Source organism: Rufibacter sp. JT3400010 (assembly GCF_054956755.1).
Window position 1 is genome coordinate 130110 of sequence record NZ_JBUDXA010000004.1, and the last position, 22662, is coordinate 152771.

Genomic DNA, 22662 nt, shown 5'->3' on the forward strand with positions numbered 1-22662 from the left:
TGTGTGAGAGAAATAGCACTTGTTTTTTGCCGTCTTTTAATAGAAGAGTAATTCTTTAAATATCTAAATCATGAAAAGAATGGATTACAAGCGCTCAATTACCATACGATGACATTACATACTCCAGTACTCTTTTTAATCTTTAATAGGCCACAAACTACAAAGTATGTATTTGAAGCCATAAGAAAAGTTCAACCAAAACAGCTTTTCATTGCTGCCGATGGCCCACGGTTAAACACGCCGGGCGAGGTGGAGAAATGTGAAGAAGCGAGGAAAGTTGTTTCTAATATAGATTGGGAGTGTGAGGTGACAACACTATATAGAGACGAAAATAGAGGTTGTGGCCTAGGAGTATCTGAAGCTATAAATTGGTTTTTTGATCAGGTAGATCAAGGTATAATTCTTGAGGATGATTGTTTGCCTAGTCCATCGTTCTTCTATTTCTGTCAAGAATTGTTAGAGAAGTATAAAGATGATGAGAGAGTGCAGCAAATTGGGGGCACAAATCTTCTTAAAGAATGGAAGAGAGCAGATGAGACATACTTTTTTTCAAACTTTTCGGGAATATGGGGCTGGGCAACTTGGAAACGTGCATGGCGTGAATACGATTTATATGCATCTAAATGGAACAACCCAGAAGTAAAAGACTTGTTCAAAGCAAGATTTACAAATCGGATAGAATTAGCAGAATATGAAAGTGGCTTGAATAAAGCTGTGCAAGGGGATATAGATACGTGGGATTATCAATGGTTGTTTACTAGAATAATTAGTGGCGGATATGGAGTTATTCCTAGTGTTAACTTGGTATCTAATATAGGGTTTGGAGTCGATGCTACTCATACTAAAGACAGTGCATCAATATTAAGCAATTTGGATGTTTATGATAAATCCCTGTTTATTGTAGAGCCAAGTTGCATGATGGTTGATGAAGAGTATGATAATATAATTTCTATGAAATTCTATCCTAAACAATCGGGTCGTTCATTATTAAATATTTTAAGATCTCTGTGGATAAGGTTATTGAAACTAATTAGTTGATTATAGGTAATCTGTTAATTTGTAAAAATTTATTTTTTTAAATGAAGATATTAATCTTAGCCACAGAAGATTATTTAGGTGCTGGTAAGGCTGCATTAAGGATATATAAAGCGCTAAGGAAGGAAGAGCATGATGTGTACTTGTTGGTCAAAAACAAAATAAATGATGATGCAAGAATACTGCGATATGGTGATCTTGTTACAGAAAGTCGATATGGTAAATTTAGGTCATTAATTAAAAGGTTCTCAAATAAGTTTAAGAGGAGGATAGCAACAGATAAAGACTATTATTTTTTAAACTTGGATGAGGATAATATGTTTGTCGATATAAATGCTTTAACGCGAAAGTTACCTATTGTTCCAGACGTTATTTTAGTTACATGGGTAAGTAGGTTCTTAGAGCCAGAGCACTTATTTCAATTGCATAATATAACAAAAGCTAAAACTGTTTTCTATCCTTTGGACATGTCTATCTTGACTGGTGGTTGTCATTATGCATGGACGTGTGAAGGTTTTACAACAAATTGTACAAGATGTCCCGCCATATTAGACGAAAGTAGTAAGAATTATCCGGCTATTCGGTTGAAGGAAAAGGATAAATATTATTCAAAGTCTAAAGCTTCTGTTGTAGTAGCTTCAGATCAATTATTAGAAGAAGCTAGGAAATCTTTCCTCTTTAGGGGTTCAGAATATATAAGTAAAGTTCTCATTCCAATTGATAAAACAGTATTCAATAGAGAATTCAGGACTTTAGCTAAAAAGGTTTTTAATATACCAGATAATAGTAAAGTGATTTTTTATGGATCTTCATTTACTAATGAGAAGCGGAAGGGGATGCGGTACTTTGTGGAAGCTCTCAAAGTTTTACATGCTAAATATATACTAGACGAGCGTGAGCGAAGTAATATATTTATTCTTCTTGGAGGTAATGCCAGTGATGAAAGCATTAAAAATGATATACCATTTAATGTAGTCTTTGCGGGTTATATAAAAGATGATAGGCTATTGTCTATAGCCTATCAAGCCTCAGAAGTGTTTGTTTCTACATCTGTTCAAGATTCAGGGCCAATGATGGTAAATGAATCAATTATGTGTGGAACACCAGTTGTCGCATTTCAAGTTGGCGTTTCAAATGACTTGATCAAGGATAATGTTTCTGGATACAAAGTGGAATCTGGTAATAATGAAGAAATTGCTAAAGCTTTACATCGAATATTGAAGCTAAATGAAAAAGAGTTTGAGCAGCTTTCAATAAGTACACGTAATCTTGGGTTAGAGAAAACAAGTGAAAGCGTTTTTGTGCAGGATTTGATAAAGGCTATATAAATATAGTTGATGTTTCTCTAGTTTGTATCTAATGATCTTATGGATAAATACAAGGAGTTGAGTTGGGATTCGGAATTCTTCAATTATAAAGTGGTTTCGCTAATTCAGCAAGATTTTAATGAAACAGAACTTAGGAACTTGTTGAATGAACTAAAAATTCAAGGTGTTAAATTGGTTTACTGGGTTGCAAATTCATCTAAACCTGTTGCCATTAATTTAAAAGGTAAATTGACCGATATAAAGTTGATCTATCTTAAAGAAAATATAGTGAGTTCAAATGAGAACTTATGTATTAGAAAGTTTGGTGCAACTGAAGACTTCGCATTATTAATCCCTTTAACATTGCAAAGCGGTGTATACTCACGCTTCAATACTGATGAAGAATTCACTAATAATGAATATAATCGAATGTATACTGAATGGATTAAACTTTCAGTAGAAAGAAAGATAGCTGATGAGGTATTTGTGTATCAGGAGCATAATACTATATTAGGTATGGTGACAGTAAAGATTATTGGTAGCACGGCAACAATAGGTCTGATAGCTGTTGATCATATTAGTAGAGGTAAAAGTATTGGTTCAAGCCTGTTGACTACAGTTGAAAATTATGCTTACACTAAGGGTTGTGTAAATATTGAGGTTGCTACCCAAAAAAATAATATTTTGGCTTGCCGATTTTATGAAAAGAGTAAATATTTTATTTCTAATACCTCATGGGTATATCACTTTTGGTTAAATTAAGCAGATGAAGATACCATTTAACAAACCATACATGACTGGTAAAGAAACTGATTACATAGCTCAAGCTGTACAATCAGGAAAAATTTCAGGCGATGGAGTTTTTTCAAAAAAATGTCATGAATACTTTGAGAATAAATTAGGTTTTAAAAAAGCGTTGCTGACTACATCATGTACAGATGCTCTAGAAATGGCTGCTATTCTGATTGATGTTCAACCTGGTGATGAGATTATTATTCCTTCTTTTACCTTTGTGTCTACTGCAAATGCATTTGTGCTAAGAGGAGCAAAAATTATTTTTGCAGATAGCAATGATGTAAATCCAAATATTGATGTTGCTAAAATTGAGCAATTAATTACAAGCAAAACTAAAGCTATTGTTCCTGTTCATTATGCTGGTATTGCTTGTGATATGGATTCAATAATGAATTTGGCTTCTAAATATAATTTATTTGTTATTGAAGATGCCGCCCAAGCAATAGATAGCTTTTATAAAGGTAGGCCACTCGGGTCAATAGGTCATCTAGCCGCATTCTCTTTTCACGAAACAAAAAACATTATTTCAGGTGAAGGTGGTATGCTAATTATAAATGATGATCGATTTATAAATCGTGCAGAGATAATTCGAGAAAAAGGAACAAATAGGTCTTCTTTTTTTAGAGGAGAAGTAGATAAATATGGTTGGGTTGATTTAGGTTCTTCTTTTTTGCCTTCTGATATTATCTCTGCTTTCTTATGGGCACAGTTGGAGAATATTACCGATATTCAGAAAAGGAGAGTGGCTATTTGGATGAAGTATTATAAAGGCTTAAAGCCTCTTGCAAAATCAGGTAAGATAAGTCTTCCTGTTATACCAGAATACTCTACCAATAATGCGCATATGTTTTATGTTGTTTGTTCTAGTTTAGAGGAAAGGACAATGTTAATCAGTGCATTAAAGGATGCGGGTATTATGCTTGTTTTTCATTATATTTCACTTCATAGTAGCCCCTTCTTTTACCAACAGCATGATGATAGAACTCTAGTGAATTCTGATAGGTATTCTGATTGTTTAGTTAGAATACCTATGTTTTATGAGTTGACAGATGTTGAAGTTGATTCAATTATTGAAAAAATTGTTGATTTCTACTCCTGACTTTTATAGGCTTACTTATTTTAGACTATACGGTGTTCTTTTCTTGTAAATTTATAGTTATACTATAGAATGTCTAATAATGATAAATTGTTTTTTGCTAAAAAGGAGGACATGTCATGGCCGTGGATTGATAGCATAGATTTAAATGGCGCAGTAGATGGACATGCTATGCCAAAAATCACCATTATCACTCCCAGCTTTAATCAAGGTAATTACTTAGAAGCGACTATCCGTTCTGTTCTGTTGCAGAACTACCCTAATCTTGAGTACATCATTATTGATGGAGGTAGTACAGATAACTCTGTTGAAATCATTAAGAAGTATGCTCCTTATCTCACTTATTGGGTAAGTGAAAAAGATAGTGGCCAGAGTGAGGCAATTAATAAAGGATTGAAAGTTGCCACTGGTGACATCATCAACTGGTTAAATTCAGATGATTACTATGCCCCAGGAGCCTTGTTGAAAGTGGCTGAAACATTTCAAGAAAGTCAAGCTTTAGTAGTAACTGGCAGAAGTTTCCTCTTTAAAGGAGAAAATGAAGTGGTAAAAGAATCTACGGGCACAGATGTTTATTCCAATAACTTACCTAAGACTATTGGCTGGGCTAGAATAGATCAGCCAGAGACTTTCTTTAGAAAAGAAGCCATAGAGGCAATGGGTCCTTTAGATACCCGTCTGCATTACTTAATGGATAGAGATTGGTGGATGAAGTTTCTTTTCAAGTTTGGAATCGACCACGTAAAGAAAATACCAAACTTGCTTGTCCATTTTCGGTTACATGATTTGTCAAAGACTGTTTCACAGGCAGAGGCATTTCAAGTGGAGCATGATACTTATTTTTATAGTCTGGCAAAGAAAACAGGCCAACTGGCTATTGCAAATCTAGTGAAGGGGAATACAAAAGTTAAATTGGACTTTGAAACGACTCTAGTCTCTCCTGATCCTAAATTAGCTGAACAGGCACTCCATTACTATCTCTTATTGAGGGCTAACGAGTTCTATGCTTCAAATGAGAAACAGAAAGCGAAGATGTTTTTGACTGCTATTAATCCTGCCTTTTTGAAGAATGAGGATCAGAAAACTTTACGAAAGTTAAAATTTAGAAATTCATTTATCCCACTGTGGGTTTTGAATAAGCTGCGTAAGTCTTAGCTATGATCAAGACTAGTATTATTATTGCCACTTTCAATGGAGAGAAAAAGATAGGTAACCTTCTTAAGTCTCTTGAAAAGCAAAGCGTCAAAAACTTTGAAGTAATTATTGTGATTGACGGTTCCACTGATAGAACAAAAGAACTTCTGGAAACCACTTCTTTTAATTTACAGGAAGTAGTCATCATTGACCAGCCTAATGGAGGGAGATCTATTGCCAGAAATGCGGGTGCAACGAAAGCGGAAGGTGAGTTACTGATCTTTTTTGATGACGATATGCGTCTAGGAGAAGAATGTGTAAAGCAGCATCAACTGCATCATATTCATAACCCTGGATCTATCATGGTAGGAACCCAATTAGAAGATTTTAATCTGACCAAGACTGATATTCAGAAGTATAAAGGAGAACTTAGCCGAAACTGGGTAAAGCCTTTGTTGCAAAACAAAGGTGCCATGAGTAAAGAAACACTATTTATCACAGCTGCAAACTTTTCCATTTCCAAAGAAATATACTATGATTTGTCTGGTTTTGATGAACAGTTAACAGATGCAGAAGATTTTGATCTTGCCGTTAGAGCTTTTAAAATGGGTATTGCCATTTATTATAACCCAAAGGCATTAGGATGGCATGATGATTTCATTACCTGTGAATCTTACATAAAGCGCCAAAGGCAATATGCTCTGGCACATAAAAAGTTGATTGCCCTAAAGCCTTGGTTGAAAGAGGAAGGCTTTATTAAACCCGTGCAAATGCCTGAAGGTTTGAAAGAAAACGTATTTAAGCTTTTCTCTAACCAAGGTTGGTTGAAGTTTATTAACAGCCATAGTGTCATGCTGCTGCCTAAGAAGATCAGATATAAATTGTATGATCTTGTTATATCTAGCAATGGTGTTTTTTACCCTGATAAAGTGAAATTGTGAGGAAAAAAGTTGTTTATATTGTTTCAGACATTAATAAGGCATTGGCTTATGAATGGATTGCTCAAAGCCAGTTAAAAGATAAGTTTCATCTCATTTATATATTGCTGAACCCTGGTGGTTCTGTGCTAGAAGACTTTCTGCGTCAGCAAAAAATTGAAGTATATAGAGTTAGTCAGAATGGTGTAAAGGATTGGCCCCTTGCTACCCTGAAAACGTATCAGTTACTTAAAAAGATAAAACCAGAAATTATACACTGCCATTTACTTGCAGCAAATGTGATAGGTCTTGTTGCAGGTAAGTTAGCTGGTGTAACTACTAGAATTTATACCAGACATCACTCTTCATTGCATCATATCTATTTTCCTAAAGGCATTTGGTGGGATAAGTTGTCCAATAGACTAGCTACTCACATTGTTGCAATATCAAGTATTGTAAAAGATATTTTAATTAAGTGGGAGAAAGCAAAAGAGTCAAAGGTTATTTTGATACCTCATGGTTTCCTTTTAGAAGGATTTTCTGCCGTTAATGATAATAGGGTTGCAGATTTTCAAAGACGTAATCACGTTGAGGAAAAGGCTCCTGTTATTGGCGTTATCTCTAGATTTACTGAATGGAAAGGCATACAATACATTATCCCTGCCTTTCAGCGAGTTTTAGAAATATATCCCAATAGCGTGCTTCTTCTATTGAATGCTCAAGGTGATTATGAAAATGAATTATTGCTCCAGTTGAAGGTTGTTCCAGAGAGTGCTTATAGGTTGATAAAATTTGAAAGTGATATAGCAGCAGCCTACAAAAGCATGGATGTTTTTGTTCATACACCTATTGATGAACACTCAGAGGCTTTTGGCCAGATATATATAGAGTCTTTGGCTGCAGGTATACCGTCTGTCTTCAGTCGTTCTGGGATTGCGAATGAATCATACTTCAATCATGATATAGCGGTTATGGTTGATCATAAGGATTCTGAACAAATCTATAGCGGTATAATAGAAGCATTACAGAATGAGCCAGTAACCAGTCAGCGGATTGTAAACGGAAAAGCAATAGCTGAGAAATTTAACTATACTTCCTTTATTGAAAGGTTAGTAGATTTATATTCACATACTTGAAATGATATCAATAATCATTCCCTGTTATAACGCTGCTGATTTTATAAAGGAGACCTTAGATTCAATCAAAAGCCAAAAAATAGATGATTTGGAAATTATAGTTGTTGATGACGGCTCAACGGATAGTTCAGCAGCAATTGTTCTTTCTGAAAAAGATCCTCGTGTATTTTACCTTAGACAAGAGAATTCAGGAGTATCTGTAGCTCGTAATAGTGGCTTGTCAGTAGCTAAAGGGGAATACGTGATTTTTTTTGATGCTGATGATAAAATGTCTGATGGATTTCTCTCCTTGCGAAAAAGAATCTTGGATTCAGACAAGGCACTGGACTTTTGCTGTGGTCCTGTAGTGACCTTTCCTGTGTCAGGCGAAGAAACGTATGGTCCTGCAGATGATATTATAGATGGTTTGTTAACCTATAAGCCATACTACTCCAGTTGTCCATCTAATTATCTAATTAGAAAGTCTTCGCTTGCAGAAAATCGGTTAAGTTTTAATCCTAATCTTTCAAGTACTGCTGATAGGTTTTTCTTGATAGAACTTGCTTCTTTTGGAAAAGGAAAACTAATCAAGGAAGCTCCTTTACTGTATAGAATAAGTTCCAATAGTATGAGTAACAAGCTTTCATCTAAATTGGTGCTTGATAACGAAATGTATTTACATGAGTTGAGAAGAAAAGGCTTAATTCCGCAAGAGCTTGAAGATGAATTTATATTTAAGATTTGTTACATACTAGGTTTAGGATTCATAAGAACAGGCTTATACTCTAAAGGAGTAAAATACGTGGCTTCTGCATTTTTTAAAAAACCCTTTAGATTTGTTGAACAGATCTTCGAATAGTTTTAATCTTCCGATGATGTAGCACAGGGCGTATTTTAATGTCTAGTGCATGCTTTGGTTTTGAGAAAGTTTTATTGTAAGTATGCCTATTTTGTATGGGTATATGTTTGAGTTCTAATCCAGTGTGTTAATGAGTGCTAAGTTTGAGAGTGCTACTATCAAAATAGAACTGCCTGCCAATTGTATTAAGGGGGAGGAAAAGTATTATGATATGTCCCTAGAGGGAGAAATTCGTGCCTGTTCGGTTCTTAACTTGAATGATATTTGGGCAAATAGGGAATTGATCTTGTGGAAAAACGGGGAAATGTTACCAGAAGCTTTTGCTTGGCCATGGTTAAGGGAAAAGTTATATGGGTCATTCAAGGAGCAATTGAAATTTAAAATAAAAAGCACAATAAGAAAATCTATCAAGGTACAGCAGCCGGTCTTATGGTGCCTTGATGGTTATTCTACGGGTGGCTATTTTCATTGGATAACTGATATTCTACCTAGGTTATGGATGGCTAAGGAATATCTGCCTAATATTCAGTTTGCTATTCCTGATTATTTTTTTGATAAATGGCCTTTCTGTAAGGAATTCTTTGACTTACTCCATATCAAGGAATTTCTGATTATAGATAACTCCCATAAATATTTGATTAGTCAATTGGTTTTACCTACCCGTGCAGGTAATCCATTCTATTTGCAGCCCATTCCTATAAAGCAAGGTGTTAAATGGTTGCAAGAGGCCGCACTACAACGAAGCTCTACTGTTTTTGCTGAAAGAATCTATATTTCCAGGGCTAGAGCTAATTATCGTAAAGTGTTTAACGAAGAAGAACTATATCCTGTATTGATAAAATATGGGTTTAAAATAATATATTTTGAAGATTTCTCAATATCTGACCAAGTTAGTATATGTAACAATGCACGCGTTATAATGGGATTGCATGGAGCTGGCTTGACAAACCTTGTTTTCTTGAAACCAGGTAGTAAAGTGATTGAGATCAGGCCTAAAAATGTGTATCACATGTATACCTGTTTTTTTACTCTTTGTCCTTACTTTGAATGTGAGTATAATTACATTCTGTGCGATTATGCACCAACAACTCTTCCAACAGAAAAGCGGATTGATGATCATAGTGTAACTTTATCTGCTAAAGAATTGGATGGTGCTTTAGAGAGAATCTTAGGATTTGCTTGATAGTATCTAACGTCCTGTAATACCTTTCTATTACTATCGTTTTCTTCATGCGTTGTTTGTAATTAAATATTTGTCTAAGTTTTGCCTATTTAACTTTTGTAAGTTCTCTTGAAGGATTTCATTTTTCATTATTTGAATCTATAATTCTCTAAACTTCCTTAATACTCCTATGCAATTGCTCAAAGTTGTTTTGTACTTTTGCTAGGAGTAAAGTTTTAAGGATTTATTAAGTATGTGCGGTATTGCTGGTTTTATTGATATTACAGGAGGTATTAGTGAAAATGACCTTCATGTTATAACCGATTGTATAAGCCATAGAGGGCCAGATGCTGCAGGTTATTTTTATGAAAACACTATTGGACTAGGGCATAGAAGGTTAAGTATCTTGGATTTATCTGAGGCAGCTAACCAGCCATTTTACTCCAAAGATGCTCGCTACGTTATTATATTCAACGGCGAGGTCTATAACTTTCAGGAAATTGCACAAGAGCTTGATGTTCCTCTGCGTACATCATCAGATACCGAGGTCATTCTTGAGGCATATATTAAATGGGGAGCCAAAGCTATCAATCGTTTTAACGGTATGTTTGCTTTGGCCATCTATGACAAAGAAACCAAGAAGGTATTCTTAACCCGTGACAGGTTAGGCAAGAAGCCTGTTTACTATTACTATGATGGGCAGTCTTTTGCCTTTGCTTCTGAACTAAAATCTCTTGCCAATCTTTCCTTTCTGAAAAGCAAGTTAACCATTGATAAACAAGCTGTCAGCCAATTTTTATACTTGGGGTATATTCCGCGTCCTCTTTCTATTTACAAAGAGATCAAGAAGATGGATTCCGGAACCTATATTTCATTAGAAAACGGTGTTTTACAAGAAGTTAATTATTGGCAACTGGAAGAACAGGTGCAGTCAGAGCTTATATCAGAGGAGTCTGTTGCTAAACAAACCTTGAAAGAGCTTATAACCAGTTCTGTCAAATACCGCATGATAAGTGATGTTCCTTTTGGTACGTTCCTAAGCGGGGGGATTGATTCAAGTTTGGTGACAGCAGTTGCTCAATCTATTTCAGATAAACCAATCAAGACGTTTTCCATTGCCTTTGATGCCGCAAAGTATAATGAGGCGCAGTTTGCCCGTGCAGTCTCAGAACATTTGGGTACAGATCATCATGAATTTAAAGTAACTGAGAAAGATGCTTTAGACTTGGTAGAACAATTGACAGGTATCTATGATGAGCCTTATGCTGATTCTTCGGCCATACCTACTCTGTTAGTTTCTGAACTTGCCCGAAAGCACGTGACAATGGCTTTATCTGGTGACGGAGGAGATGAGTTGTTCTTTGGATACGGTATGTACCAATGGGCAAATAGGCTGCATAACCCTTTAGTGAAGCTATTTAGAAAGCCTATCAGTCATGTATTAAACACCTTAGGGAACAAGTATGAAAGGGCAGCTACAGTTTTTAACTACTCTGACTCAAAACGGATAAAAAGCCATATCTTTTCTCAAGAGCAATACTTATTCTCTGAAGCGGAGATGCAAAGGCTTCTTACTCCAGAGTATCGTTTGCCTCTTACTTTTGATGAAAGTATTTCTGGAACCAGCAGAGCTTTGAATCCAATGGAGGAGCAGGCGTTGTTTGATATGAAATATTACCTCCAAGACGATCTGATGGTGAAGGTAGACAGAGCATCTATGCGCCATTCACTGGAGAGTCGTACTCCTTTGCTTGATTACCGCATTGTGGAGTTTGCATTGAATCTGGACCCCAAATTGAAGTACAAGGATGGCATAGCAAAGTATCTGTTGAAGCAAGTGCTGTATGACTATGTTCCTGCTTCTTTGTTTGACAGACCTAAATGGGGATTCTCAATACCCTTGGGGCAATGGTTAAAAGGAGATTTAAGGTATTTGTTAGATACATACCTAAGTCAGGAATGCATTCTAAAGTTTAATGTGGTTACCTATGACTACGTGAAACAATTAAAGGCAAGTTTCTTAGGTGGCAAGGACTATTTATATAATAGAATCTGGCTATTGATTGTATTGCACAAGTGGCTGGTAAATAATGATGGAGTGGGAGCACAGTAAAGCTATGAAGAGCAAATCAGTACTTTTTATTTCATATGATGGTATGACTGATCCGTTAGGGCAGTCACAGGTTCTGCCGTATTTGAGTGGTCTGAGTAAACTTGGCTATCAGGTAACACTTTTGTCTTGCGAAAAGCCTGAGAGATTTGAGAAGAACATATCAGTTATTGAGGAAATAGTCAAAGCGAATGCAATTGATTGGCAGCCAATTCCTTTTACTTCAAGCCCTCCCGTACTTGCCAAGTACTATGATTTATATCAACTTAGAAAGAAGGCAGAGCTTTTGTATAAAAGGAAGCGTTTTGATTTAATTCATTGCCGGAGCTATGTAAGTATTTCCGTAGGCGTGGAACTTAGAAGAAAGTACGGAGTAAAGCTGTTATTTGACATGCGAGGCTTTTGGGTAGATGAGCGGGTAGACGGCGGTGCCTGGAACCTTAGCAATCCATTTTTTAAGTTTGCCTATAAAAATTATAAAAAGAAGGAAGCTGTATATATATCCAATTCAGATGCTATCATTAGTTTGACGGAGGCTGGGAAAAAGGAAATACAAACATGGGAGAGCTATAAAAAGGCTCCTATCCAAGTGATTCCTTGCAGTGCCGATTTTAACTTATTCCAACTGAATACCCAGAACCAGAAAAGTGAATCTAGGAAACTACTTGGAATACGTCAAGATGCATTAGTGATCAGTTATCTAGGGTCGGTTGGGGCCTGGTATATGCTAGATGAAATGTTGGAGCTGTTCGCTAAAATCAAAGAAAAGTATGCAAATGCTATTTTCTTGTTTATTACGACAGAACCAGCCGAATTGATTTTTGAATCTGCTTCAAAATACAATTTAACGCCTGCAGACTTTGTTATTAGGAGTGCCTCACGTAAAGAGGTTCCCCTTTTCACTGCTGCGTCAGATATTAACTTGTTTTTCATAAAACAGAGCTATTCTAAAATTGCTAGTTCTCCTACTAAATTAGGTGAAATACTGGCTATGGGAATTCCGGTTATCTGTAATTCCAAGGTGGGTGATGTAAAGGAGATCGTAGAATCAATGGATGCTGGAATTGCCATTGATGATTTTAGTTCGGTTAGCTATGAGAAGGTGCTAACTGCTATTCCTGCTTTGCTTAAGAAGAATGCTGTTGAAATACGAGCGAATGCTTTGGAGTATTATACATTAGAGAATGCAATCAAAAAGTATGCAGAAGTCTATAGCCGTCTTTTGTCATAGGTATTAAGATCTAAGCATCAATTTTGGCTTATTATCTTTCTTTTAGCTGTTGGCAGATACACTTTTCAGCTGGTAGGCATTAGATTGATTTCATGAGTTATCCCTTACGAAGCATGGGAAAGCAGATGAAAAGTATCAGGTTGATGTTAACTATAGAAGCGACTGTGCTTTACATGGCAATTCCCAATTTATTACACTTCATTTTACATAACAATATTAACTTGCCATGGGGCAGAAAATTCTATTTGTAGTGCCTTACCCTGTAGGCAAAGCTCCATCTCAGCGTTTTAGGTTTGAGCAATATTTCAATATATTATCAGACGCAGGATTCACTTACCAAGTGGTTCCTTTTCTGGATAATGCTACTTGGGATATTTTGTACAAACCAGGAAAATCTGCGCGTAAAGCGCTGGGGATTCTTAAAGGATTCCTGCGAAGAGCTTTGCTCTTAAGAAAAGTAGGAGGCTATGATTTTATTTTCATTCATCGCGAAGCCACTCCCATAGGTCCACCTTGGTTTGAATGGTTTACCTCCAACGTACTCAAAAAGAAAATTGTTTACGATTTTGATGACGCCATCTGGATTCCTAATACTTCTGAGGCTAACAAGGTAGTAGCTGGTATAAAATGGCACCACAAAGTTGGCTCTATTTGCCGCTGGGCCTATAAAGTGAGTTGTGGAAACTCTTTCCTTCAAGGGTACGCAAAAAACTTCAACCCTGCTAATTCTTATGTTATACCTACAACAATTGACACTATTGGGCACCACAATAGGATAAAAGAGCAGGAAGGTGAGCCAATCGTAATTGGTTGGACTGGAACGCATTCCACTATGAAATACTTAGAGCCCCTTGTGCCTGTACTTGAAAAGTTAGAGCAAAATTACAAGTTTATCTTTCAAGTGATTTCAAATAAGGAGCCAGAGTTCTCTTTCAAGTCTTTGGTTTATGTTCCCTGGAAAAAAGAGACTGAGATTGAAGATCTGTTGAAGTTTAATATAGGTGTAATGCCGTTAATAAACGACCCATGGTCTAACGGTAAATGTGCTTTTAAGGCGTTGCAATACATGGCCTTAGGAATACCAGCAGTGGTTTCTCCGGTGGGAATGAATACTGAGGTAGTAACCGACGGGGTTAATGGATATGTATGTGACAGCCCAAACGAATGGTTTATCGCTTTAGAGAAAATGCTGTTGGATACAGATAAAAGAAGATTGCTTGGAAGGGCGGCCAGAAAAAGAATTGAGGACTCTTACGCTGTTACTGCTATACGCGCTGACTTCTTAGGTCTTTTTGCCTGAGCTTGCATAATGTACAAAGCTGCCAGATAAAAAGGCATTAAAGGAATTTTATACCGCACCAAGGTTCCGAAGTTTCCGCTGTTTGTTCCCACACCAAAAGCAAATACTAAGGAAAAAATCATACAGAAAGTAAGGATAGGCTTTATGCTTATAAGCCGAATTGTTTTAATCAGTCCAGTTTTATAGATAAACCCTAACGTAAGGTATAAAAATATGGTAGCTTCTATTGCAGATAAGAGCATTACTGGATTGCGAACCTCCCACAGAAAAGGCCGATAAAGCGCTATGATTATTGCTTGTGGTGCAACCGCAAGCATGCTCCCGAGGCTACCGTCAAATGTGCCTATGTTGTAAGCTGATCCAGAGGCAACATACTCACTCAAGTACTCACTATTGATTTTGGTACGTTCCCCAATTTTCTCAATATCATATCTTTCGTCCCCGGCCGTTAAGTTAGTTGCACCAATATAAGCGACTAATAATCCAATCACGATAAATAAAGGTTTCGCGACGTTTCTGATCAAGGAGTTCTTTATTTTATTGTTGTTTTCTATAAATATCCAAAATAAAGCGGGAGGCAAGAAAGAAAGCAAAATATATACTTTGACAGAGTATATGACGTAAGCTGCTAGAAAGATGATAATCAAAGAACTGAATATCTTTTCTTTCTCTATAAAGGTCATATAAAATCCGTAAAACAGCCAGCCCAAGGCTCCAATAGTGATAGAGTCCTTCATTAAGCCAGATCCCCAAAAGAAAACTGATGGAAGAAAGAAGCAAGCTAAAGCAAATTGCTTATGAAGCCTGGGGTACATCTTCAAAAAGGTCAAATACATGGCCCACATACCTGAAAAACTTAAGCAGGCAAATAGCATAGCAGATACAGAATATGCGCCAAAGCTCACTACTCCAAATACCGCAGCAAGTTTAATGATAAAGAATTCTGTAGAAGCAGTATACCAGTAAATTTGGCTAGAATACTGAACTGTTTCAGCGTTGTACTCACCATTTGAAAAAAGGAGTTGTAAACCAACCGAAGGAGAAGTAGTTAATGCATCAACTACAATCTTGGATTGTTTGAAGTAGCTACCAGTATCGCCTCCAACTTCATAGCCCGGACCATAGTAAAACTGGTATATAAGACCCAATGCCAGCGCGCCAATAAGCTTTACCGTAAGTGCAGGAATAAAATGCTTTTTGGTGTACTTAGTAGTGAATCTTGGTCTTATCCAGTAAGCAATACCATAGATAAAGATTAAATAAATAGGGGTGAGTAATAGATCCTTTAATTCCATCTTTATTTGTATTACTTCACCTTCTTATTCTTCCTCAAATAAGCTTTCGCTTCTTTCTCTGCATCAGACTTTGAGCCAGCTAGCCGCATGACCGTTTCATAGTATTGTTTGGCTTGGCGCACATTTTTCTCTTTGTCGCTGATTCTGGCAAGGTTGACGAAAGAGGAAATGTAGTAGCCAGATTCTACTTCCCCAATTTGCTCTGCAAAGCTAATGCATTGCTGGTAGTATCCTTTGGCTTTGGCGTAATCTCTGTTTCGGTATTGGTGGATGTAGGCCAGGTAGAAGCTGGCGTAGCGACCACTGATAGCTTCGTAGCCAAATACCTTTCTGTTAATCTTGTCTAAGATCTGAGTGGAGAGTTGTTCGGCTATGCCGAAGTTACCTTCGGTGAAGGCCATGCGCGCATAAAAACGCTGAAAATAGGGGTTGTCTGGGTAGGTGCTGGCCAAGTACTGGGCTAAGGACATGGCAGAGGCGCCGTTTTTGGCATCGTTTGCGTAAATCTTCATCAAAAAGAACTTCGCTTCGGTACCGGTGTAAAAGCCGTTGAACGCTACTTGCTGCAACTGTTTCAGGCCTAAGTTCTTGTTCCCTTTCGGGAAGAAATAGAGGATGGGGCGCAGGAGGGGATAGTTCTCGTGAATCCAAACGGCGTAGTAGTTGAAGAGCGCTTCGCCAAACAGGAACTCGTCGCTTAGGCCATTTGCTTTTTTACTTTTCTGGAGGTAATCTAAGGCCCGATTGCTCATGATGGCCGCTTTGCGCCAGTTCTTCCGTTCGGCATGAAGACGGGCTCCGAAACCGTTGGCAGCGGAAAGAAAGAAAGCAGCCTCCAAGTTCTTGTTGTCCTTGTCATATAGGTTCTCGGCCAGAGTAATGGTGGTGTCCATGTAGGCCAGAAAGTAATTGTCGTAGCGGGTGTCGGTGATGTTGGACGGTACCATTTTCCACCATTGACTTAGCCCTATGAGGAAATAGGGCATGGGGTGTTTGGGGTATCTTCTTCTGAGCGATTTGAACTGCTTTTCGGCGGTCTCAAACTTGAAATTGTACATGTTGTCTACCGCGCCACCCAGTTCGTTCATGATGCTCTCGTTCAGCAGTAACCAACCTTTGATGTCCAGCGCTTGGGGCAACACATCTACTGAGTCCAGAATGATGCTGGCCTGCAAAGAGTCCAGAAGTTTCTGGTCAATCTGTTTGGTGGAGTCAGGGACCTGCGCCTGCGCCTGAAAAAAGCCGAAAACTAAAACAAAGAAGAAAAGAATCTTTTTCATCAAATTCATATACTGCCTAAACTGCTACTTGCGTATTGCGGCGTAAAGGGTGATAACGGTAGTAGCCCCACAACATGCACAGGCTTGGGTAGGGTTCAATCTACGTTTAATACTGAGGCCGTTTTGGGTTTGTTTTTCCAAAAATAAGCCAAAAATCTCCTTAAAGTCTAAAAAGAAATCTGCTACTTTTGAAAAAACGCACAACTATGCAATTATTGCGCACACTTTGCCAAATTCATGCCCCCTCGGGGAATGAAGTGAAAATGAAGGAGTTTCTGCTGAACTATGTGCAGGAGCAGCAGGATACCTGGAAAACGAAACCGCAGCTCATCCACGGAGAGGGGTTTCAGGACTGCCTATTGTTGGTGTTCGGGCAACCGCGTACTGTCATTTTTGCGCATATGGATTCCATCGGGTTTATGGTGCGGTACGGGAAACAACTGATTACCATTGGCGGTCCGGTGGCGGAAACAGGCTATAAACTGGTGGGCGAGGACAGCCAGGGAAAAATTGCCTGTACGCTAGTGGCCGATGAAGAGGAAAGGGAGCTAAGCTATGACTTTGAGCGGGAGATTGAGCGGGGCACTGAGTTGGTTTTCCAGTGTGATTTCAGGGAAACGGAGGAAACGGTACAGAGCTGTTACCTAGATAACCGCCTGGGTGTTTGGAATGTGTTGCAGGTTGCCGAGACACTGGAAAATGGGATTATTGCTTTCGGCTGTTGGGAAGAGACTGGCGGCGGTTCGGTGGGCTATTTAGCCAAATATATCCATGAAACATATGGCGTCACCCAAGCCCTTATTTCTGATATCACCTGGGTAACCGAAGGCGTGCAAGCGGGTCTGGGTGTGGCCATTTCCTTGAGAGATTTGTTGATTCCCCGCCGAAGTTTTGTGCAGAAGATTATTAAGTTGGCGCAGGAAGCCAATATCCCCCACCAGATAGAGGTGGAAAGCGCCGGTGGCTCTGATGGAAAGGAGTTGCACTACGGGAATATTCCGTGGGATTGGTGCTTTATTGGCGCGCCCGAGGACAACGTGCATTCCCCCGATGAGCTGGTGCACAAGCGTGATATTTACGCCATGGTAAGCTTGTATAAGCTCCTGATGCAGAAACTGTAAAGAAAACAGCATAGAGTATACAGTATATTTGTTTTTTAGGCGAGAAAGATTAGCTTGCAGGGAGCTTCTAAGCTGAAAATCCATACTAACCAAACAAAGCCTTACTCTATGCAGACAATTCTCTACGCCATTCCCGCATTCGGGCTGGTTGCCTTGTTGTACACTGCCATAAAATCGGCGTGGGTCACCAAACAAGATGCCGGCGATGAAAAGATGAGCACCATTGCCCGGTACATTGCCGAAGGAGCCATGGCTTTCCTGAAGGCGGAGTACAAAGTGCTTACCTATTTTGCCATCATCGCTTCCCTTTTCCTTTTCTATCTGGGTTATGTAGGTGAGAATTCCTCTCCAATAATTGTCCTTGCTTTCCTGATTGGGGCGGTTTTCTCGGCTTTAGCCGGATTTATAGGCATGCGAATTGCCACCAAAGCCAACGTACGTACCGCCCAGGCCGCTAAAACCAGTTTGTCCAGAGCTTTGAATGTGTCCTTCGGCGGCGGGGCCGTGATGGGCATGGGCGTAGCCGGATTAGCGGTGTTAGGCCTGGGCTCCTTGTTCATCGCGTTCTACTATTGGTTTGTGCAACGCGCAGGAGCCAGTGCCAACAGTGAGCAAATGGAAGTGGCGCTGGAAGTACTGACCGGATTCTCCCTAGGAGCCGAGAGTATTGCCTTGTTCGCCCGGGTGGGCGGTGGTATCTACACCAAAGCCGCCGACGTAGGAGCGGACTTGGTAGGAAAGGTAGAAGCCGGTATTCCGGAGGATGATCCCAGAAACCCTGCTACCATCGCCGATAACGTGGGAGACAACGTAGGTGACGTGGCCGGAATGGGCGCTGACTTGTTCGGTTCCTATGTGGCTACCATTTTGGCTACCATGGTGCTGGGCCGGGAAATCAACGTGACAGATAACTTCGGGGGCTTGTCGCCTATCATTCTGCCCATGCTTATCGCCGGTATGGGGATTATCTTCTCCATGATTGGGACGCTGTTCGTGCGCGTCAAAGAAGGCGGAAACGTACAAGCGGCCTTGAACATGGGCAACTGGTCTTCTGTAGCGTTAACAGCTATTTCCTCTTATTTTGTCATTGACTGGCTGATGCCCGAAACCCTGAACTTGCGGGGTTATGAATTTACCTCTATGGGTATATTTTGGGCGGTAATCATTGGTCTGATTGTAGGAACGCTCATCTCCATCATCACCGAATATTATACTGCCATGGGCAAAAAACCGGTGAACTCCATTGTACAGCAATCTTCTACCGGCGCGGCTACCAACATTATTGCCGGGCTAAGCGTGGGCATGATGAGCACGGCCATGCCGATCATTGTGTTAGCGGCTGGTATCGTTTTCTCCTACTCGGTGGCTGGACTGTACGGCGTGGCTATTGCTGCCGCCGGAATGATGGCCACTACCGCCATGCAGTTGGCCATTGACGCTTTCGGGCCTATTGCCGATAATGCCGGGGGAATTGCCGAGATGAGCGAATTGCCCAAGGAAGTACGCGAACGCACCGATATTCTGGATGCCGTGGGGAATACCACCGCTGCCACCGGAAAAGGCTTTGCCATTGCGTCGGCGGCGCTTACCTCGCTGGCCTTGTTCGCCGCCTTTGTGGGCATCTCGGGCATCAGCACCATTGACTTGTATAAGGCTCCCGTTTTGGCTGGTTTGTTTATTGGCGGTATGATTCCGTTTGTGTTTTCGGCCTTGGCCATTAGTGCCGTAGGAAGAGCCGCCATGGCGATGGTGCAGGAAGTGCGCCGTCAGTTCCGGGAGATTCCGGGCATTATGGAAGGCACGGGCAAGCCCGAATATGACAAATGCGTGGCTATCTCTACGCAGGCAGCCATCAGAGAAATGATGTTACCCGGGGCTATTGCCTTGGTTGTCCCGCTCATCATCGGGTTTGGTTTGCGGGGCGTGTTTGACAATGTGTCCAGCGCCGAGATTCTGGGCGGGGTGTTGGCCGGGGTAACCGTGGTGGGCGTTTTAATGGCGATTTTCCAATCCAATGCCGGAGGTGCCTGGGACAACGCCAAGAAGTCTTTCGAGAAAGGGGTGATGATTAACGGCGTCATGGAATACAAAGGCTCAGACCCGCACAAAGCATCGGTGACCGGTGACACCGTGGGCGACCCGTTCAAAGACACTTCGGGCCCGTCTATGAACATCTTAATCAAGCTCATGTCCATTGTGTCGCTGGTGATTGCGCCGCACATCGCGGTACGCGAAACCACGCCTCCGGCTCCTGAAACCCGTCCAGATTTGGAGAGTTCTATCAAAAACAGACCTCAAACCGAGGCGACCACCATCGCTCACTATCCACAACCCTCTGCTGGTAGTAACCGTTAGTTAAAACAGGCGCGGAATAGCATCTGAGTAGCCCTTTTCTGCGGAAAAGGGCTACTTCCTTTTAATTTAGGGCAGTTTTGCGCAAATTTGATGCTTCTTATTTTCCAAAGCAGATGCACCAGCCACCGGTAACAATCCTAGACAAGCAGTTCAGTATCTATCTTCCAGAGCGGAAAATTCTTCATAGTGTGGAGATTGTGGCGGCTCGGCTTAGCCATGACTACCAGGGCAAGCAGCCCCTGTTCTTAGCGGTGCTGAACGGTTCTTTCATGTTCGCCTCAGACTTAATGAAGGAGATGAGCATTGACTGTGAGATTTCCTTTGTGCGGCTTTCTTCTTATGAAGACATGCAAAGCACGGGCAAGGTCAAAGAAATCATAGGGCTGAAGGAGGAAATCAAAGACCGCCACGTGGTCATTCTGGAAGACATTGTAGACACTGGGCACACCATAGCGGGCCTTTTGCCGCAACTACAGGCCAAAGAGCCGGCTTCGGTAGAGATTGCCACGCTGCTCCTGAAGCCCGAAAGCCTGCAGCACCGCATAGAAATCAAATATGCCGCGCTGTCCATCGCCAATGATTTTGTGGTAGGCTACGGGTTAGACTACAACGGCTTGGGCCGTAACCTGCGCGACATCTACAAAGTAATGTAACCTGTTTTCAGCTTGTTTTCAGGAAATCAGCCTTAAAAGGACCTGTGCCGAAGGGCAACGCTCCCTTAAAATCTGTCATTATCAAGATTTTATTCTTACTTTTGTTATCTCACTATTTCACTACTCATGCTGAACATCGTACTCTTCGGTCCTCCAGGGGCAGGCAAAGGCACGCAGAGCCAGAAACTAATTGAAAAATACGGACTCATTCACCTATCTACGGGTGACTTGTTGCGTTCTGAGATTTCTCAAGGAACAGAGCTGGGGCTTAAAGCAAAAGGACTCATGGATGCGGGACTTCTGGTTCCCGATGAAGTGGTGATTGGTATGATTGAATCCAAGATTGCCGATAACCGTACAGCGGCCGGATTTATCTTTGACGGATTTCCACGTACCGTTCCGCAGGCCGAAGCCCTGGATCAGTTATTAGTTAAATATGACCAAGGCATTACGTGCATGATAGCCCTGCAAGTGAACGAAGAGGAATTAGTAAAACGTTTGTTGCTCCGTGGGCAGACCTCTGGCCGTCCAGATGACGCAGATGAAGTTCTCATCCAGAAACGGGTGCACGAATACAACTCCAAAACCGCGCCGGTGGCTAATTACTACGCGCAGCAGAACAAGTTTTACGCCGTAGACGGCATTGGCGAAATTGAGGAGATTTTCACAAAGAGCTGCGAAATCATTGGTGCCTGTCAGCTGGCCTTGAACAATAAATAACCGCCTTCGCGCAGGCGTTCCAAGAATTACTTCCGGGAACAACCAAGACGCAAAGACGTACCTTTCATAGCATTACCTTTGAAGCATTCTCCCCGGGGAATGCTTCCTTGTTACCATAGCATTCACTTTACCTTTATTACTGTGTCATCATCTAACTTCATTGATTACGTCAAAATCTGCTGCCGGTCTGGGCACGGGGGAGCCGGTTCAGCCCACCTGCACCGCGACAAGAAAACTGCCCACGGCGGGCCCGACGGCGGCGACGGAGGCAGGGGAGGGCACATCATCCTGAAAGGCAATTCCCAGCTCTGGACCCTGCTGCACTTACAGTACCAAAAACACGTCATCGCTGAAAACGGCGGCAGCGGCGGTCCCAGCCACTCCAGTGGCGCGTACGGGAAAGACATTGTGCTGGAAGTGCCCATAGGCACCATTGCCAGAGACGCCGAAACCGGTGAGATAAAAGCCGAAATCACCGAAGACGGACAGACAGCCATTATCACGCCCGGTGGCCGCGGCGGTCTGGGAAACGCCCATTTCAAATCGCCCACCAACCAAACCCCGCTCTACGCCCAACCCGGCGAGCCTGGGTTGGAAGAATGGACCGTCTTGGAACTGAAATTGCTGGCCGATGTAGGTCTGGTAGGTTTCCCCAACGCTGGTAAATCAACGCTACTGTCGGTCGTATCGGCCGCCAGGCCGAAGATTGCCAATTACCCGTTCACCACGCTGGTGCCCAACCTGGGCGTAGTTGCGTACCGCGATTACAAATCCTTCGTGATGGCCGATATTCCCGGTATTATTGAAGGCGCGTCTGAGGGCAAAGGCTTGGGTATCCGGTTCCTGAAGCACATTGAGCGCAACTCCATCCTGCTGTTCATGATCTCGGTGGAAAGCCCAGACATTGCCGAGGAGTACGAGATTCTGGTAAACGAACTGCGGACCTACAACCCCGAGCTGCTGCACAAACAGCGCCTTTTGGCCATCACCAAAACTGACCTCATAGACGATGAACTGGAAGCCGAGATGCGGGCCACCCTACCCACCGACCTGCCGACCGTCTTCATCTCCAGCATGACCAACAAAAACATCACCCAGCTCAAAGACATGATCTGGCAGGCGTTGAACACCGCGTAGTTTTGCGTTGGTTTTCAGGAAGAAGCCAGGAATCTTTACC

General features: G+C 41.1%; 19 protein-coding genes. 17 read left to right on the forward strand and 2 right to left on the reverse strand.

The genetic code is table 11. The features are described 5' to 3' along the window. Positions 1–108: 108 nt before the first annotated feature. The 12 genes from ACY0JR_RS05625 (at position 109) to ACY0JR_RS05680 (ending at position 14061) form a co-directional block, all read left to right on the forward strand. Positions 109–1038, forward strand: coding sequence for a nucleotide-diphospho-sugar transferase (locus ACY0JR_RS05625; RefSeq protein ID WP_462632963.1), 930 nt, complete (start codon positions 109–111; stop codon positions 1036–1038). A 41-nt stretch (positions 1039–1079) separates the two neighbouring features. Beyond that, the gene (locus ACY0JR_RS05630; protein ID WP_462632964.1) at positions 1080–2363 is read left to right on the forward strand and encodes a glycosyltransferase; all 1284 of its coding nucleotides are present in this window, start codon (positions 1080–1082) and stop codon (positions 2361–2363) included. A gap of 39 nt (positions 2364–2402) precedes the next feature. Further along, positions 2403–3104 carry a GNAT family N-acetyltransferase gene (locus ACY0JR_RS05635; RefSeq protein WP_462632965.1) on the forward strand — a complete coding sequence of 234 codons (702 nt, stop codon included), beginning with the start codon at positions 2403–2405 and terminating at the stop codon, positions 3102–3104. A 4-nt stretch (positions 3105–3108) separates the two neighbouring features. Beyond that, entirely contained in the window at positions 3109–4236 is a 1128-nt protein-coding gene (gene rffA / locus ACY0JR_RS05640; RefSeq protein WP_462632966.1) for a dTDP-4-amino-4,6-dideoxygalactose transaminase, read from the forward strand. Between the two features lie 69 nt (positions 4237–4305). Then, positions 4306–5388: a glycosyltransferase family 2 protein gene (locus ACY0JR_RS05645; protein WP_462632967.1), complete on the forward strand. Its 1083-nt coding sequence runs from the start codon at positions 4306–4308 to the stop codon at positions 5386–5388. Between the two features lie 2 nt (positions 5389–5390). Then, positions 5391–6308, forward strand: coding sequence for a glycosyltransferase family 2 protein (locus tag ACY0JR_RS05650; RefSeq protein WP_462632968.1), 918 nt, complete (start codon positions 5391–5393; stop codon positions 6306–6308). After that, complete coding sequence (locus ACY0JR_RS05655; protein ID WP_462632969.1) at positions 6305–7420, forward strand: glycosyltransferase; 1116 nt, start codon at positions 6305–6307, stop codon at positions 7418–7420. Before ACY0JR_RS05650 ends, ACY0JR_RS05655 begins: the two co-directional genes overlap by 4 nt. Position 7421: 1 nt before the next feature. Then, positions 7422–8258, forward strand: a complete 837-nt coding sequence (locus ACY0JR_RS05660) for a glycosyltransferase family 2 protein (protein ID WP_462632970.1) — start codon at positions 7422–7424, stop codon at positions 8256–8258. Positions 8259–8388: 130 nt separating this feature from the next. Beyond that, complete coding sequence (locus ACY0JR_RS05665) at positions 8389–9441, forward strand: glycosyltransferase family 61 protein (RefSeq protein WP_462632971.1); 1053 nt, start codon at positions 8389–8391, stop codon at positions 9439–9441. Positions 9442–9673: 232 nt separating this feature from the next. Beyond that, entirely contained in the window at positions 9674–11533 is a 1860-nt protein-coding gene (gene asnB, locus ACY0JR_RS05670; RefSeq protein WP_462632972.1) for an asparagine synthase (glutamine-hydrolyzing), read from the forward strand. A gap of 4 nt (positions 11534–11537) precedes the next feature. Continuing rightward, positions 11538–12761, forward strand: a complete 1224-nt coding sequence (locus ACY0JR_RS05675) for a glycosyltransferase (RefSeq protein ID WP_462632973.1) — start codon at positions 11538–11540, stop codon at positions 12759–12761. A 226-nt stretch (positions 12762–12987) separates the two neighbouring features. Further along, positions 12988–14061: a glycosyltransferase family 4 protein gene (locus ACY0JR_RS05680; RefSeq protein ID WP_462632974.1), complete on the forward strand. Its 1074-nt coding sequence runs from the start codon at positions 12988–12990 to the stop codon at positions 14059–14061. Here ACY0JR_RS05680 and ACY0JR_RS05685 read toward each other — a convergent pair. Then, positions 14013–15356 carry a hypothetical protein gene (locus ACY0JR_RS05685; protein WP_462632975.1) on the reverse strand — a complete coding sequence of 448 codons (1344 nt, stop codon included), beginning with the start codon at positions 15354–15356 and terminating at the stop codon, positions 14013–14015. The genes ACY0JR_RS05680 and ACY0JR_RS05685 overlap by 49 nt on opposite strands. 11 nt (positions 15357–15367) lie before the next feature. Next, positions 15368–16636 carry a tetratricopeptide repeat protein gene (locus tag ACY0JR_RS05690; protein WP_462632976.1) on the reverse strand — a complete coding sequence of 423 codons (1269 nt, stop codon included), beginning with the start codon at positions 16634–16636 and terminating at the stop codon, positions 15368–15370. A 206-nt stretch (positions 16637–16842) separates the two neighbouring features. On the opposite strand from ACY0JR_RS05690, the gene ACY0JR_RS05695 reads away from it, so the two are divergent. The 5 genes from ACY0JR_RS05695 (at position 16843) to obgE (ending at position 22622) form a co-directional block, all read left to right on the forward strand. Continuing rightward, positions 16843–17757, forward strand: coding sequence for a M20/M25/M40 family metallo-hydrolase (locus ACY0JR_RS05695; RefSeq protein ID WP_462632977.1), 915 nt, complete (start codon positions 16843–16845; stop codon positions 17755–17757). Positions 17758–17865: 108 nt separating this feature from the next. Continuing rightward, positions 17866–20112, forward strand: a complete 2247-nt coding sequence (locus ACY0JR_RS05700; protein WP_462632978.1) for a sodium-translocating pyrophosphatase — start codon at positions 17866–17868, stop codon at positions 20110–20112. Positions 20113–20225: 113 nt separating this feature from the next. Beyond that, a complete protein-coding gene (hpt, locus tag ACY0JR_RS05705; RefSeq protein WP_462632979.1) occupies positions 20226–20765 on the forward strand; it encodes a hypoxanthine phosphoribosyltransferase in 540 nt (179 codons plus the stop codon). Between the two features lie 126 nt (positions 20766–20891). Continuing rightward, the gene (locus ACY0JR_RS05710) at positions 20892–21485 is read left to right on the forward strand and encodes an adenylate kinase (protein WP_462632980.1); all 594 of its coding nucleotides are present in this window, start codon (positions 20892–20894) and stop codon (positions 21483–21485) included. Between the two features lie 141 nt (positions 21486–21626). After that, entirely contained in the window at positions 21627–22622 is a 996-nt protein-coding gene (obgE, locus tag ACY0JR_RS05715; RefSeq protein WP_462632981.1) for a GTPase ObgE, read from the forward strand. Positions 22623–22662 lie beyond the last annotated feature (40 nt).